Source organism: Marinomonas sp. IMCC 4694, from assembly GCF_008122525.1.
Classification (GTDB): Bacteria; Pseudomonadota; Gammaproteobacteria; order Pseudomonadales; family Marinomonadaceae; genus Marinomonas.
Genome location: NZ_VSRV01000001.1, coordinates 1,812,030 through 1,826,653 on the forward strand (window position 1 = coordinate 1,812,030; position 14,624 = coordinate 1,826,653).

Consider the following 14,624-nt stretch of genomic DNA (forward strand, 5'->3'; position numbering starts at 1 on the left):
GTTCATTCCACGCCGTTATTTCATCTCATCTTTTCTCACTCTAAACTGGGCTCCGTTTTCATCTCATAACCGATAACGGAGTCCAACCCATGACTAAGCCTTATACCCGTCGTTCGTAAGCGTCACTGTATCAGCCTCTAGTTTTCACATTTAACTCCAACCACACTGTGTTTCGTCCCAATCAACGACGGAGCAAATAACATGAACACAAACACAGCATTAAACCAAACTTGGGCAGCACATATCGAAAAATGGCGGTTATCTGGGTTATCGGCCAAAGTCTTCTGTGAACAAGAAGGGCTGGTGTATCACCAGTTTGGCTATTGGCGGCAGAAATTGGCTTCTGCAAATGATGCACCACACGAATCAAAATTGGTGTCGGTAGCCCTGGTGACGCCTTCTCACCAGACTAATGAGCTGGAAATCCTACTCCCCAATGGCATGGTGATCCGTGGTATTGATGGGAGTAATCTCGCCTTGGTGACCAGCCTAGTGGCCGCTTTATGAAGCCGCGCTATCTGCGACCGGCTTTAAATTTGCCACAGATCTTTTTGTATCGAGACCCGGTGGATTTTAGAAAGCAGGCTCATGGGCTCGCCGTGATCATTGAACAAGAGCTAGGGCACAATCCGTTTTCGGGCGCCTTGTATGCTTTTACCAATCGGCATCGTAATAAAATCAAGTGCGTGATGTGGGAAGACAATGGCTTCGTGCTCTACTACAAAGGCCTTGCTGAGGAAAAGTTTAAATGGCCCAAAGCCTCAGACGAGTTTGAAATCTGGCAAGAAAAGGCGGTGTTTGAATTACCTTATGGTGATCAAGTGGTCGCCGCAAATCGGCCAACGCACCCGTTGGGTAAATGTGTTGCCACCACGTCATTGCTGGCGTACATCATCACCTCAAAATACGCAGACGGGTTACCTCTCTATCGTTTAGACGGCATGTTAGCGCGTCTTGGTCATGAGGTTGGCCGTAATAATATGGCCAACTGGATCAACCGACTGGATGAGGTCTTTAAACCGCTGATAAACCTAATGCGGGAGCAGCAAAACCAAAGCCATTACATCCAAGCGGATGAAACTCGTATCCAAGTTTTGAAAGAAACGGGCAAAACCGCCCAAAGTGATAAATGGATGTGGGTGACACGGGGCGGCCCACCGGACAAACCTTCCGTGCTGTTTGAGTATGATCCGACCCGAGCGGGTCACGTACCCACACGTCTATTGAAAGGGTTTAGGGGCGTATTGCAAGTGGACGGCTACAGTGGCTATGGCCAAGTTTGCCGTGATCTTGGTATCGCCCGAATCGGGTGCTGGGATCATGCGCGTCGCAAGTTTGTTGACGCCGCACGCGGTGCCGCGCCTCAAAAAGGGAAAAGCCACAAAGCCAAGCCGTCAAAAGCGGATGTGGCCATCAGTAAAATCCGTGCTCTCTATGCCATCGAAAGTAAAATAGGCAAATTGAGCGAAAAGGAAAAATACACCGTTCTGTGCTGCAGGACCTCAAAACGTGGTTAGAAACCAACCATCCGAAGGTTCCCAAAGACTCACTGACCTTTAAAGCGATCCAATACACCCTAAACCAGTGGGAATCCTTGATCGGTTACTGTGATCATGGCTTCATCCACATCAGTAACGCCTTAGCGGAAAACGCCATCCGCCCATTCGCTGTCGGCCGACGCAACGGGCTGTTTGCTGATTCAACGCGTGGCGCAAACGCCAGTGCCACCTGCTACTCACTGATAGAAACCGCCAAAGCCAATGGCCTTGAACCCTCAAGCTACCTCCAATACCTACTCGACCACATCGCCGACGCTAATACCCTAGACAAACTCGAAGCTCTCTTGCCATGGAATAGACCGAAAGCGGATTAGGTTAACAGAGCGGATTGTGTTGTTTTAGGGGTGGATATAGTGACGCTTACTACTGGTCAACAAGTTCCTGTATCATTTACCGCTTTATCGTCAACACCAACAACTGAGTGCCGCTGGCATCACCCTCAGTCGTGCGACGCTGACAAACCTCACTAAACGCGGGATCGAACTGCTGCGACCCATCGTGATAGAACAACTGATCAGTGTGCTGGACAGCAATACACTGGCGATGGATGAAACGCCTATCAAAGTCACCCGACAGCCTGGGGTAGGCAATAAACCCGGCAAAATGAAACAAGCCTATTTTTGGCCAGTGTATGGTGACAAAGACGAAGTGGTGTTTACCTTCTCCCAAAGTCGCGGCATGAAACACATCCAAGACTTGTTGGATCATGTTTGGCAAGGCACCTTGCTGACCGATGGCTATGCGGCGTATAGCCGCTACGAAGCCAAATCGCCAGACATCACCCATGCCCAGTGCTGGGTGCACATGCGTCGTCAGCTGCTAAAAGCTGAAAGGGAAGAAACCGACGCCGTCACGCACGCGCTGAACCTGATTGCGGCCTTATATAAACAGGAAAGCCATATCCAACAAAAAGGCTGGACGGGTGAGAAAAAACAAGACTACCGAGCGCAACACAGCAAGCCTTTAGTGGATCAATTTTTTGCCTTCTGCGAAGAGCAAAATCAACGGGCCGACCTGCTGCCAGACGATAGCTGGATGAAAGCGTTGAACTACACCTTAAAGCGCAAACGCCAACTGATGGTCTTCTTAGAAAATCCCGATGTTGCCATGGACACTAACCACCTAGAGCGAGAGATAAGACCCATCCCGATGGGTAAGAAAAACTGGCTTTTCTGTTGGACAGAACTGGGCGCCGAACACGTTGGCATCATCCAAAGCCTCATCAGCACCTGCAAGCTGCACGACATCGACCCTAACGTCTACCTGACGGATGTCTTGCAACGAGTCAGCCAACACCCAGCAAAAGACACCGCTGACTTAATCCCAAGGCGATGGAAGCCGCTGTTCGCAGACAACCCGTTAAAATCGCCATTGCTGTGAGAGTCAATGACTCCCTAGAATGAACGCTTACTTCAGGGCTACCGGCATCAATTTCGAGCCGGTTGGCCTGTCATTAGCCGATATAAAATTCTTCCGCCAATAGCCCAGAGAAGAAGCGAAGTGTGAGATGTTTAATTTTATTGATATGTTCTACAATCCAATAAAACGTCATTCTCATGCAGACGGCATGTCACCTACAAAGTTTGAAGAAAATTACTTTTTAGAAACGACTACTGTCTAGTACATGCTGGGAAGTCCAGCTCTCCCATCAATTATTAGCCCGATGAATCTGTGCGCTTTAAATACGAAACCAATAATGTACCCGCATTCACTATATGCTCTCTAAGATAATCAGTAGCTTCTTTTTTAAGCTTTGACTCAATCAATAAAAGCATTGCTTCATGTTCAGCCTGGCTTTTTTGAAAGTAACCCAAAGGTCCATATTGGAACCCTAAATAACGAACAGCTTGCTTATTTAAACCCTCTACAACGCGATGCAATGCTGGTCTATTAGCCGGAAAATACAATACTTGATGGAAGCGCCAGTTAAGCTCACCACGCACAACTAATGACAGTGGTGACCCATCTAATTCAGGTAGAATACGCTTGGCCTCTAAGAGGTCAGTAGATTGAATCTTCTCAAACGCCATATCAAATAATAGACATTCCAGCTTAGCACGCATCAAAAAAAGGTCTTCTGCTTCTTTCCAATTTAAATTCGGAGCCATTACACCCGCTTTACCGTGATCAACAAGCCAACCTTCTGCCTTTAAGGATAAAATGGCATCCCTGATGGGTATTCGGCTTACACCATACCGATTAGACAAAACTACTTGCCTTAAAGGCCTCCCTCTTGGCAGAAGATTATTTAAAATGTCCTCTTTTATTTTTTGAAGAACATCCATGTCTTAACACAACACTTTGAGCTTCATAGTGGATAGCAATAAACACACAGCCCCAAATAAGATTCCCCAAAAAGCCGACGCAATTCCAAAAAATGACACACCTGACACCGTCACCAAAAAAGTTACTAGGGCAGCCTCACGATTCAGATCATCCGCCATGGCACTTTTTAAATTCACGCCAATAGTGCCCAGTAAAGCAATGCCAGCTAATGACGCGATCATAGTAGAAGGAAAAATAGAAAAGAGTGCTACAACAGAGGTTCCCGCTAACCCAGCAGCGGCATAAAAAACACCCGCTGATAACCCCGCTATATATCGTCGCGAAGGGTCTTTGTGACATTCATCACCAGAGCAGATCGCTGCAGTGATCGCCGCCAAATTGAACGCAAAACCTCCCAGTGGCGCTAAAACTATAGAGGCAAAACCAGTCCAACTAATCAAAGGCGACACAGGTGTCTGATAACCACTACTACGCATTACGGCCACACCAGGAATATTTTGTGATGTCATGGTCACTATGTATAAGGGCACACCAATACCAATGAGCGCGCTAACTTTCCATTCAGGCCATACCCACACTAAGGCACCTAGTTGCAAGGGTATTTGCGTTATTAATGATTCATCCGATCGCGTTAACACGACAACAACTCCCGCTACTAATACAAACAGAACGGCATAACGGGGTAAAAAACATTTGCTAATCAAATACACCAGCAACATGGTTCCTACTAAAAAAACATCACTCATCATTGAATCAAAAATTGAAAGGCCAAACTTAAACAACACGCCCGCTAACATCGCGCACGCCAAAGGCAAAGGCACCAACCGCATGATACGATCAAATAATCCAGAAACTCCGGTTAGCAAGGTCAGCACTCCTGTAAACACAAAAACTCCAATGGTCTCAGAATAACTTATAGAGCCTAAGCTGGTTGCTAATAACGCGGCACCAGGTGTAGACCATGCGGTAATTACAGGAGCGCGGTACCATAAGGAAAGAAAAAAGCAAGTACTACCCATACCAAACCCTAACGCCATGATCCAAGAGACAATAATCATAGAGTCTGCACCTGCCGACTGCGCAGCTTGAAATACAATCGCAACAGAGCTAGCAAAACCAATGAGCACAGCAACAAATCCCGCAACTACAGCACTCAAACTCATGTCTTTTGCAATATTACGCACAGGTATTTCTCCGTTATAAGAATCCTTTAAATATCAACTATAATGGAATTAATGCATTTTTGTATACATTTTTCGATATAGCAGCCTAATCAGCTAACCATATAACCAATTAACCCTAAAACAAACCCCATTACAGCGCCCATTGGCGGCGCCCAGTGCTTTTCTAACACTACTTGGGGGGCAATGTCTTGAAACACAGCGTATAAAATCCCACCCGATGCAAATAACATAATGCCAGAAACCAATGCGGGCAAATCTGCTAACCACAAATGTGCAATCGCACCAGCCAGAGGACCACACAAAGCCAGTAAAAAGAAACAAAGTATAATATTCTTTGAACGATAACCAGAAGACACCTTGAGCTCCCGAAACGCATTAAAACCTTCCGGTAAATTTTGCAGAGCAATCAAAAAAGCCAACAATACGCCATTAATAGACCCAAGCGCGAAAGCCGCCCCTAAAGCGATTGATTCTGGAATAAAATCTGACAGCATGGCGATCAATTGACTCATGGCGGTTTTATTTTTTGATAATGTAATGTCTAGCCACATAAATGCAAATCCGCCAAGTAAGAAAAGCAATGCTGCTGACCAAGCCTCAAAGTGTTTGACTCCCTCTGGTACTAATACCAACGCGATAGCTGACAACAATGCCCCACCACCAAACGCTGTAACACCATGCATTAACTCTGTTTCTAACCAGACTGGCCGAATACGCTCGAAATGAGCAATCAACGCGCCAAGAGGCATTGCTAAACCCGCTAACAAAGTTAATAAAATTACGCTATACAATGGAGTCATAAGCTTATCGCTCTATAAAGTCAGCCACCATTATCTACATTAATACTGTCATTTGTCACGCCTATAAAAGAACCAAAACCCTACCTTTCAGCTTCAATTATAGTATGTATCAACATTAGGGTTGGCCAAAATAAGCGATCAAAAAAGTTTTTGTACTGGCTTTTTTAGACTTAGCAAAATAGGCTCAGGCTCTCCTTCTTTTACAGTGGCGTCATTATCAAAAAAACATACACGGTCACTGAACTAATGAGCAAAATACGCAGATTCAACCTCGGAGTCTTCCAAAGTAGTTATCATCTAAAATATTGTTTATTTGCTCACGCTACCTCTTTGTTCTCTGAATTAAAATTAACTTCATCAATCGTCTATAAGGTGTCAACTACCTTGTCCGGTTCCCGTCAATTAACTTGGCCGATTCTGAGCGTTAGATTTTAGAGCGTGTTTCTTTCGGTAACTTTCCCCTTCTATTTGATAAATATCGGCATGGTGGACTAATCTATCGAGGTAATTGCAAAACTGTCGATATAAGCCATATCTATTCGTGGAATAACGAAAAAAGAGAAGACGTGGGCTGCCGTTTCCGGCGACGATAGAGTTCTCACACAACATCGACATACCCACTCTATGAATGCTACGACGCCCCAACAAATAATGCAACGCTGGCAAATCGTTCAAGGCCAATTGATTCCTGCTTTACACCAAGAAATAGGCTTGTTGACCCCAAAACTTGAAAAACTGATTCATATCTTGGAATGGTCTCGCATCGAAGAGTTTGTGACACGTTTTTCGTATCGGACGGGGCGTCCTCCCCATGAACTCGCTTGGTTAGCCAACGCGTTTGTTGCCAAGGTAGTGCTTGGGCTTACCACCACGGTGCATCTAATAGAACGCCTAAACATGGACAAAGCATTACAGCGAATCTGTGGATTTCCGCTTCATAAGAAACTGCCCTCAGCCTCGACTTTTTCTCGTGCGTTCGAGACGTTTGCCAAAGATAAGTTGGCCGAACGTGCCCACGAGGTGCTGATCAAAATGCACTTTGGAGATCGTCTCATTGGGCATATCAGCCGAGACGGGACGGCGATTAAGGTGAGTGAGAACGTCCACAAAAGATCGACAAAGTGGACACGGATAAACCTAAGCTTAAAGGGCGGCCCCGCAAGGACAAAGATGAAAAACGCCCGATCAAATTCAATGTGGCACGGCAACGTACCCAATGCCTAGAAGAGATGCTTAAAGAGATCCCGGTTGATTGCCGTCGTGGCACAAAATGCAATGCTCAAGGCTATAAAAACAGCTGGAATGGCTACAAACTGCATCTAGACATTGCAGACTGTGGCGTCCCCATCTCCGCTTTGCTGTCCTCAGCCTCCATGCATGACAGCCGTGCCGCCATCCCTCTGTCTCACATCAGTGCGGCGAGGGTGACCAACCTTTATGATCTGATGGACGCCGCCTACTGCAGTATTGACCTGCATGAGCACAGTAGAGAGTTAGGGCATGTGCCCCTGATAGATCACAACCCCAGAGGGGGCGAGAAAGAAGGATTTGAACCCGCCGATACGGTGCGTTATCGGGAACGTTCGGGCGCAGAACGAGCCAATGGCCGACTCAAGGATGAGTTCGGAGGTCGACACATCTGGGTACGTGGTGAGGTAAAAGTCATGAGTCACCTGATGTTTGGCATTTTAGTACTGAGTGTCGATCAACTGCTTCGACTGCGGCAATAAATCGCAGAAAGATAAGTCATGTATCGAGGATATTGTGCTTCTGGGGTGGTCACAGAACGAGCCGCTATGATCAAAAAAGAGAGAAAAGCGATGACGACCTAGTCAAAATAGAAAATGCATAGAAACACATGCTTAACTGAGTAAAAAAACAGCCTCTAAAGGGGCGATAAGTTATCCACAAATGGGTTGGCTATTAGTTTTGCAAGATGCTCTATCAATTGCTGCGACCGTCATCATGCTATCCCCGAAGATGCTGTCCCACTCACTAATCGCCTGATTTGTCGTAATCAATTGCGTATTCCGGTGATTGCGATCGCCCATTTCGGTTTAATCCGGCCATCTGATCTTGCCTTTTTTCTCTCGTCTTATTTTTACTCTAAGTGGCCGGATTGCGCCAGTTTTCTCATTGATTCACCTCCCAGTTCTATCCGATGACTATTGTGTACCAATCTATCCATTAAGGCGTCTGCCACTGTGGCGTTGCCAATCATGTTGTACCACTCCTTCACGGGAAGTTGGCTGATGACGATGGTGCTGCTGTTTTGATAACGATCTTCAAGCACTTCTAATAGGTGTCCTGCATGCTCTTGGCTCAGTTTTTCCATACCCCAGTCATCCAGGATCAATAAGGTTTTCTTAGCCAGCGACTGAAGTTGTTTTTGATAGGTACCATCCAATCGACCTGCACTCAGGTCGTCGAGAAGGCGGGTTAACCGATAGTATCTGACAGCGTGTTGTTGATCACAGGCGCTGGTCGCCAGTGCACAACCAAGAGTAAGCGTTCATTCCACGCCGTTATTTCATCTCATCTTTTCTCACTCTAAACTGGGCTCCGTTTTCATCTCATAACCGATAACGGAGTCCAACCCATGACTAAGCCTTATACCCGTCGTTCTTCTTCTGAATGGCAACAAATCATTGATGATCAAGCCGAGTCTGGTTTATCAGCCCCTCAATACTGTAAACGGCATCAAGTGAGTTACGCCAGTTTTAGTAAATGGCGTCAGTATTTTTCTGGGGGTAAAACTTCGCCTGAGGCTAGTCACTCAAACTTCATTAACGGAGTTTTTCAAGGTAGTTGTCGCCTAAAGTTTTATTTTATGCCGCCCGCATTGCTTCTTTTTTCACCGGATTTAAATTCACTTCGTCAATCATTGACCAATCTCTTGATTGACCTGACCAACGACTTGGATTTTGTTGTTTCGCCGCATCATTAACTTGGTGACGCTTGGCTAATATCTTTTTGTCTAAACCTAGGTGGCGTTGTGTCGGTGTGACGAATTTAATACCACTGTGTAAATGCTCATCATTGTACCAACTCACAAACCCAGCTACCCATTCTCTTACGGACGCTATACCCATAAACGCCTTTTCTGGATACTCAGGACGATATTTTAACGTTTTAAATAATGATTCTGAATACGGATTGTCATTACTGACCGACGGTCGACTAAAAGATGGGACAATACCTAATTCTTGTAGCGTCGCTAATAATGTTGCGCCTTTCATTGGACTGCCAGCCAACGACTTTTCGGCTGTAAACATCCATCACCAAATAGAGGTATAAAAACTGACCTTTGATCCTAGTCGGTAAGTACGTTATGTCCCATGTATAAATTTCATTCGGCTTCGTGGCGGTCAGTGATTTTGGCCTTTTGACATTCCTTGTCGGCTTAGCTTTTTCCCTGTGCACGAGTAAGTTATGCGCTTTCATCACGCGATAAAACGAGCTTTCAGACGCGAGCCAAATACCCTTATCCAGCAGTGTTGGGACGATTTTACTCGGCGGTAAATGACCGTATTCAGCGGAATTGACGAGGCGAATGATACGTTGCCGTTCTAGCTTTGTTAGCTTGTTTACTGGCTGTTTTAACGCATCGATTCGCTTATCTTTCATCTCATCAGCGCTCATCCATCGCTGGAGTGTTTTGGCACTTAATCCCAGTAACTCACAGGCTTTCGCCTGTCTTGCCCCTGCCAATTGGGCCTCAGTGATAAGCGCTATTATCTGCTGTCGTTCTTTGACCGACGTTAATTGTCCTCGCCGGAACCCCAAATGGCATCCGCTTTTTTTAAGAACCAGCAGAGCGGCAGTTTCGGCTAACGCTTTGTCTTTACGATTCAGCTCTTTTTGAAGTTGCTTTATTTCTTGTTTTAATTGCTCTTGGATTCAGATAGTAAGTGCATAACCTGAATGGGTAGAAAAGGATGGTCAGTTAACTATATGATGCTGTTCACTTTTTCTCCGGCAAGAGAAGCAAAAATGACATCCTATAATCAACTGACCTATGGCGTAAGATGCCAGATTTACGCCTTAAAGAAAACAGGTATGAGTCAAAATAAGATAGCTCGACAACGGCGAGTCAACCAATCGACCATTAGTCGGGAGCTATTGCGTAACTCAGGACAACGAGGATATCGTTATAAACAAGCCCATGACATGGCGATAGCGCGTCGCTTAAATGCCCCCAAAGCCTTAAAAATGACGGGCAGCACCAAGCATCTTATTGAAGAAAAGATTCGAGAGGATTGGAGCCCAGAACAGATATCTGGATGGCTTACTCGTGAAAAGAAACTTCAGGTGAGTCATCAGACTATTTACGAGCCTATATGGGCAGACAAGCGCTGTGGCGGACTATTATTCCAGCATTTACGTAGGAAAGGGAAAGCGTACACGCCTCGCAATAAAGATAAACAAGCAGGCAGAGGGTGTATCAAAAACCGCGTGAGCATTGATGAGCGACCCTCTACCGTTGATGAAAAGACTCAAATAGGTGATTGGGAAATTGACCTTGTTATTGGCGCAAAACACAGCGGTGCACTGTTAACGATTGTTGAGCGAAAGCTAAGCTTCACGGTATCAAAACAGATTAATGACAAGTCGGCCAAAACCGTGACGGCCGCCACGATTGAACTACTGACACCTTATAAAGACGTGGTATTCACAATCACCGCAGACAACGGAAAGGAGTTTGCCTATCATGAGCAGGTCTCTCAAGCGTTGAAATGCGGTTATTATTGTGCGGATCCTTACTGTTTTCTTGGCAAAGAGGATTAAATGAAAATACAAATGGTCTGTTAAGGCAGTATTGGCCAAAAGGCACAGATTTTAAACACGTCACTCAACAAGAAGTTAGTGACGTTCTGTTAAAGCTGAACAATAGACCTCGAAAAAAGTTAACGTATGAAATGCCAGCCACATTAATGGCTGAACACATGGCAGCTCTGGCTGCTTAAGTGTTATGCACTTCAAGATTGAATCTGCCGCTTACTTTCCGATGGCACAGGTTTGACAGACGCCCCTTTTGCAAAGTCTTGTTTCCATTGCTGAATATGATGCGGATAGAGCCCTTTCAAACGGCAGTATCGATTTAAGTCAGTGCCATCTAAGCCCGCACACTCAATAATGGCATTCAGTCTGTCTTCTAAGTTCCAGTCTTGAGGTCGTTTCTCGGTTGTCATAGAGTGGTCACCGTTGGTTAGTTCAAGTTCGTGTTTTTTGGCTTGGGCTATCCATCGCTGTAAAGTTGAATAACCCACACCTAAATTATCTGCAATGCCTTTTAGACTAACATTCCTGTCCTCAGAGAGCGCTTTTTCTACGGCTTGCACTTTAAATTCTTGTGTGAATTTACGGCTCATTTGATTCACCTCTTGTTAAACATTAGAGGCGACAACTACTCTGACACAGGGGGTGTTTAAAGCTTGAGACGATCTGTCTCTCACATGCTTATCTGCATAAAAAAACCCTGACAGCGTTAGCTATCAGGGCTTCTTAGTGTTTAAAGCTTGACGACGACCTACTCTCACATGGGATCTCCCACACTACCATCGGCGATGGCGCTTTTCACTTCTGAGTTCGGGATGGGATCAGGTGGTTCAACGCCTCTATGATCGTCAAGCAATTCTGTTTGCGTTTTCACGCGAATAGGATGCTTGATCTTCAACAATTCTTGTTTTGAAATAACGTAATCAAGGTTAAACCGATGTTCATCATGGTTGATGCTTTATCGTAATTCTATGTGTCTCATTCTGATGATTTGAGTTTTTTTTCTCTTCTCATCTAAAAACCACTTTGGTGTTATATGGTCAAGCCTCACGAGCAATTAGTATTGGTTAGCTCAATGCCTCACAGCACTTACACACCCAACCTATCAACGTCCTAGTCTCGAACGGCTCTTTAGGGGACTTAGGTCCCAGTGAGATCTTATCTTAAGGGAGGCTTCCCGCTTAGATGCTTTCAGCGGTTATCCCGTCCGAACATAGCTACCCGGCAATGCCACTGGCGTGACAACCGGAACACCAGAGGTTCGTCCACTCCGGTCCTCTCGTACTAGGAGCAGCTCCTCTCAAATCTCAAACGTCCACGGCAGATAGGGACCGAACTGTCTCACGACGTTCTAAACCCAGCTCGCGTACCACTTTAAATGGCGAACAGCCATACCCTTGGGACCGGCTTCAGCCCCAGGATGTGATGAGCCGACATCGAGGTGCCAAACACCGCCGTCGATGTGAACTCTTGGGCGGTATCAGCCTGTTATCCCCGGAGTACCTTTTATCCGTTGAGCGATGGCCCTTCCATACAGAACCACCGGATCACTAAGACCTACTTTCGTACCTGCTCGACGTGTCTGTCTCGCAGTTAAGCGTGCTTTTGCCTTTACACTCTATGCATGATTTCCGACCATGCTGAGCACACCTTCGTGCTCCTCCGTTACTCTTTGGGAGGAGACCGCCCCAGTCAAACTACCCACCACACAGTGTCCTCGATCCCGATAAGGGACCTGAGTTAGAACCTCAAACATACCAGGGTGGTATTTCAAGAGTGGCTCCACGGTAACTGGCGTCACCGCTTCAAAGCCTCCCACCTATCCTACACAAGTAGGTTCAAAGTTCACTGTGAAGCTATAGTAAAGGTTCACGGGGTCTTTCCGTCTAGCCGCGGATACACAGCATCTTCACTGCGATTTCAATTTCACTGAGTCTCGGGTGGAGACAGTGTGGCCATCGTTACGCCATTCGTGCAGGTCGGAACTTACCCGACAAGGAATTTCGCTACCTTAGGACCGTTATAGTTACGGCCGCCGTTTACTTGGGCTTCGATCAAGAGCTTCGCTTGCGCTAACCCCATCAATTAACCTTCAAGCACCGGGCAGGCGTCACACCCTATACGTCCACTTTCGTGTTTGCAGAGTGCTGTGTTTTTAATAAACAGTCGCAGCCACCTGGTATCTTCGACCGATCAATGCTTACGGAGCAAGTCCTTCACACTAACCGGCGTACCTTCTCCCGAAGTTACGGTACCATTTTGCCTAGTTCCTTCACCCGAGTTCTCTCAAGCGCCTTGGTATTCTCTACCTGACCACCTGTGTCGGTTTGGGGTACGGTTCCTGCATATCTGAAGCTTAGAAGTTTTTCCTGGAAGCATGGCATCAACCACTTCACCCAAAAGAGGGCTCGTCGTCAGTTCTCGGTCTTCCCACTAAAGGGGGGTGCCCGGATTTGCCTAAGCACCCAACCTACCGCCTTAAACACAGACAACCATCGCTGTGCTGGCCTAGCCTTCTCCGTCTCTCCATCGCAATATGCACGAGTACAGGAATATTAACCTGTTTCCCATCGACTACGCATTTCTGCCTCGCCTTAGGGGCCGACTCACCCTGCCCTGATTAACATGGGACAGGAAACCTTGGTCTTCCGGCGGGGGAGTTTTTCACTCCCCTTATCGTTACTCATGTCAACATTCGCACTTCTGATACCTCCAGCCTGCCTTACAGCTTGACCTTCAACGGCTTACAGAACGCTCCTCTACCATGCCCATTACTGTAAACAGCAATTAAGCATCCGTAGCTTCGGTGTACAGTTTTAGCCCCGTTATATCTTCCGCGCAGGCCGACTCGACTAGTGAGCTATTACGCTTTCTTTAAAGGATGGCTGCTTCTAAGCCAACCTCCTAGCTGTCTAAGCCTTCCCACATCGTTTCCCACTTAACTGTAACTTTGGGACCTTAGCTGACGGTCTGGGTTGTTTCCCTTTCCACAACGGACGTTAGCACCCGCTGTGTGTCTCCCGTAATTGCACTCATTGGTATTCGGAGTTTGCATGGGGTTGGTAAGTCGGGATGACCCCCTAGCCCAAACAGTGCTCTACCCCCAATGGTGAGATACGAGGCGCTACCTAAATAGCTTTCGAGGAGAACCAGCTATCTCCGAGCTTGATTAGCCTTTCACTCCTATCCACAAGTCATCCCCAGCCTTTTCAACGGATGTGGGTTCGGTCCTCCAGTTAGTGTTACCCAACCTTCAACCTGCTCATGGATAGATCGCCCGGTTTCGGGTCTATTCCCAGCAACTAAACGCCCTATTAAGACTCGGTTTCCCTACGGCTCCACTACATGCTTAACCTTGCTACTGAAAATAAGTCGTTGACCCATTATACAAAAGGTACGCAGTCACGGAACAAGTCCGCTCCCACTGCTTGTACGTACACGGTTTCAGGATCTATTTCACTCCCCTCACAGGGGTTCTTTTCGCCTTTCCCTCACGGTACTGGTTCACTATCGGTCAGTCAGGAGTATTTAGCCTTGGAGGATGGTCCCCCCATATTCAGACAGGATAACACGTGTCCCGTCCTACTCGTTTTCATGATTAAGGTGTTTTCGTATACGGGGCTATCACCCTCTACGGCGACTCTTTCCAGAGCCTTCTACTAACACCAAAACCACTTAAGGGCTAATCCCCTTTCGCTCGCCGCTACTTAGGGAATCTCGGTTGATTTCTTTTCCTCCGGGTACTTAGATGTTTCAGTTCCCCGGGTTCGCCTCCACACAGCTATGTATTCACTGTGGGATACTCTACAAGTAGAGTGGGTTTCCCCATTCGGACATCTTGGGATCACAGTCTGTTTATCGACTCCCCCAAGCTTTTCGCAGATTACCACGTCCTTCATCGCCTCTGACTGCCAAGGCATCCACCGTGCACGCTTGGTCACTTGACCATATAACCCAAAATAGTTTTCATAAAATCAAACAAGGTTTGTTCTTATGTATTTTAGAATCACATACCA

Annotated in this window: 8 protein-coding genes, 2 rRNA genes and 6 pseudogenes; 6 read left to right on the forward strand and 10 right to left on the reverse strand. The window is 46.5% G+C overall.

Features of this window, described 5'->3' with window-relative positions:
• Positions 1–201 precede the first annotated feature (201 nt).
• The 3 genes and pseudogenes from tnpA (FXV75_RS08230) to tnpC (FXV75_RS08240) all read left to right on the forward strand — a co-directional run.
• Positions 202–507, forward strand: a complete 306-nt coding sequence (tnpA, locus tag FXV75_RS08230; protein ID WP_148832413.1) for an IS66 family insertion sequence element accessory protein TnpA — start codon at positions 202–204, stop codon at positions 505–507.
• A pseudogene (gene tnpC, locus FXV75_RS16530) lies at positions 504–1,873 on the forward strand (IS66 family transposase). Before tnpA (FXV75_RS08230) ends, tnpC (FXV75_RS16530) begins: the two are co-directional and overlap by 4 nt.
• A gap of 49 nt (positions 1,874–1,922) precedes the next feature.
• A pseudogene (gene tnpC / locus FXV75_RS08240) lies at positions 1,923–2,939 on the forward strand (IS66 family transposase); the annotation flags it as partial.
• A 275-nt stretch (positions 2,940–3,214) separates the two neighbouring features.
• Here tnpC (FXV75_RS08240) and FXV75_RS08245 read toward each other — a convergent pair.
• The 4 genes from FXV75_RS08245 to FXV75_RS16700 form a co-directional block, all read right to left on the reverse strand.
• On the reverse strand, positions 3,215–3,844 hold the full coding sequence (locus FXV75_RS08245) for a GntR family transcriptional regulator (RefSeq protein WP_148832417.1): 630 nt from the start codon (positions 3,842–3,844) through the stop codon (positions 3,215–3,217).
• 3 nt (positions 3,845–3,847) lie between these two features.
• Positions 3,848–5,029 (reverse strand): benzoate/H(+) symporter BenE family transporter, encoded by a 1,182-nt coding sequence (locus tag FXV75_RS08250; RefSeq protein ID WP_262368492.1) that lies wholly within the window; start codon positions 5,027–5,029, stop codon positions 3,848–3,850.
• Between the two features lie 89 nt (positions 5,030–5,118).
• Positions 5,119–5,829: a ZIP family metal transporter gene (locus FXV75_RS08255; RefSeq protein WP_148832419.1), complete on the reverse strand. Its 711-nt coding sequence runs from the start codon at positions 5,827–5,829 to the stop codon at positions 5,119–5,121.
• A 402-nt stretch (positions 5,830–6,231) separates the two neighbouring features.
• Positions 6,232–6,444, reverse strand: coding sequence for an ATP-binding protein (locus FXV75_RS16700; RefSeq protein WP_222863109.1), 213 nt, complete (start codon positions 6,442–6,444; stop codon positions 6,232–6,234).
• 9 nt (positions 6,445–6,453) lie between these two features.
• Between FXV75_RS16700 and FXV75_RS08260 the strand changes: the two are divergent.
• Positions 6,454–7,559, forward strand: a pseudogene (locus FXV75_RS08260) (transposase).
• 210 nt (positions 7,560–7,769) lie between these two features.
• Here FXV75_RS08260 and FXV75_RS16540 read toward each other — a convergent pair.
• Both FXV75_RS16540 and FXV75_RS08270 read right to left on the reverse strand, forming a co-directional pair.
• Positions 7,770–7,880: pseudogene (locus FXV75_RS16540) on the reverse strand (ATP-binding protein); the annotation flags it as partial.
• Positions 7,881–7,930: 50 nt separating this feature from the next.
• A pseudogene (locus FXV75_RS08270) lies at positions 7,931–8,332 on the reverse strand (ATP-binding protein); the annotation flags it as partial.
• Positions 8,333–8,428: 96 nt separating this feature from the next.
• On the opposite strand from FXV75_RS08270, the gene tnpA (FXV75_RS16705) reads away from it, so the two are divergent.
• A complete protein-coding gene (tnpA, locus tag FXV75_RS16705) occupies positions 8,429–8,776 on the forward strand; it encodes an IS66 family insertion sequence element accessory protein TnpA (protein WP_148832423.1) in 348 nt (115 codons plus the stop codon).
• Here tnpA (FXV75_RS16705) and FXV75_RS16545 read toward each other — a convergent pair.
• A pseudogene (locus FXV75_RS16545) lies at positions 8,658–9,723 on the reverse strand (integrase core domain-containing protein); the annotation flags it as partial. The gene tnpA (FXV75_RS16705) and the pseudogene FXV75_RS16545 sit on opposite strands and share 119 nt — an antisense overlap.
• Positions 9,724–9,822: 99 nt before the next feature.
• On the opposite strand from FXV75_RS16545, the gene FXV75_RS08290 reads away from it, so the two are divergent.
• Positions 9,823–10,617 carry an IS30 family transposase gene (locus FXV75_RS08290; RefSeq protein WP_262368493.1) on the forward strand — a complete coding sequence of 265 codons (795 nt, stop codon included), beginning with the start codon at positions 9,823–9,825 and terminating at the stop codon, positions 10,615–10,617.
• A 191-nt stretch (positions 10,618–10,808) separates the two neighbouring features.
• On the opposite strand, the gene FXV75_RS08295 is transcribed toward FXV75_RS08290, so the two are convergent.
• From FXV75_RS08295 to FXV75_RS08305, 3 genes are all read right to left on the reverse strand, one after another.
• Complete coding sequence (locus FXV75_RS08295) at positions 10,809–11,201, reverse strand: transposase (protein ID WP_148832429.1); 393 nt, start codon at positions 11,199–11,201, stop codon at positions 10,809–10,811.
• 145 nt (positions 11,202–11,346) lie between these two features.
• Positions 11,347–11,461: ribosomal RNA gene (gene rrf, locus FXV75_RS08300) — 5S ribosomal RNA — on the reverse strand.
• 183 nt (positions 11,462–11,644) lie between these two features.
• Positions 11,645–14,555, reverse strand: a 23S ribosomal RNA gene (locus FXV75_RS08305).
• Between the last annotated feature and the right edge of the window lie 69 nt (positions 14,556–14,624).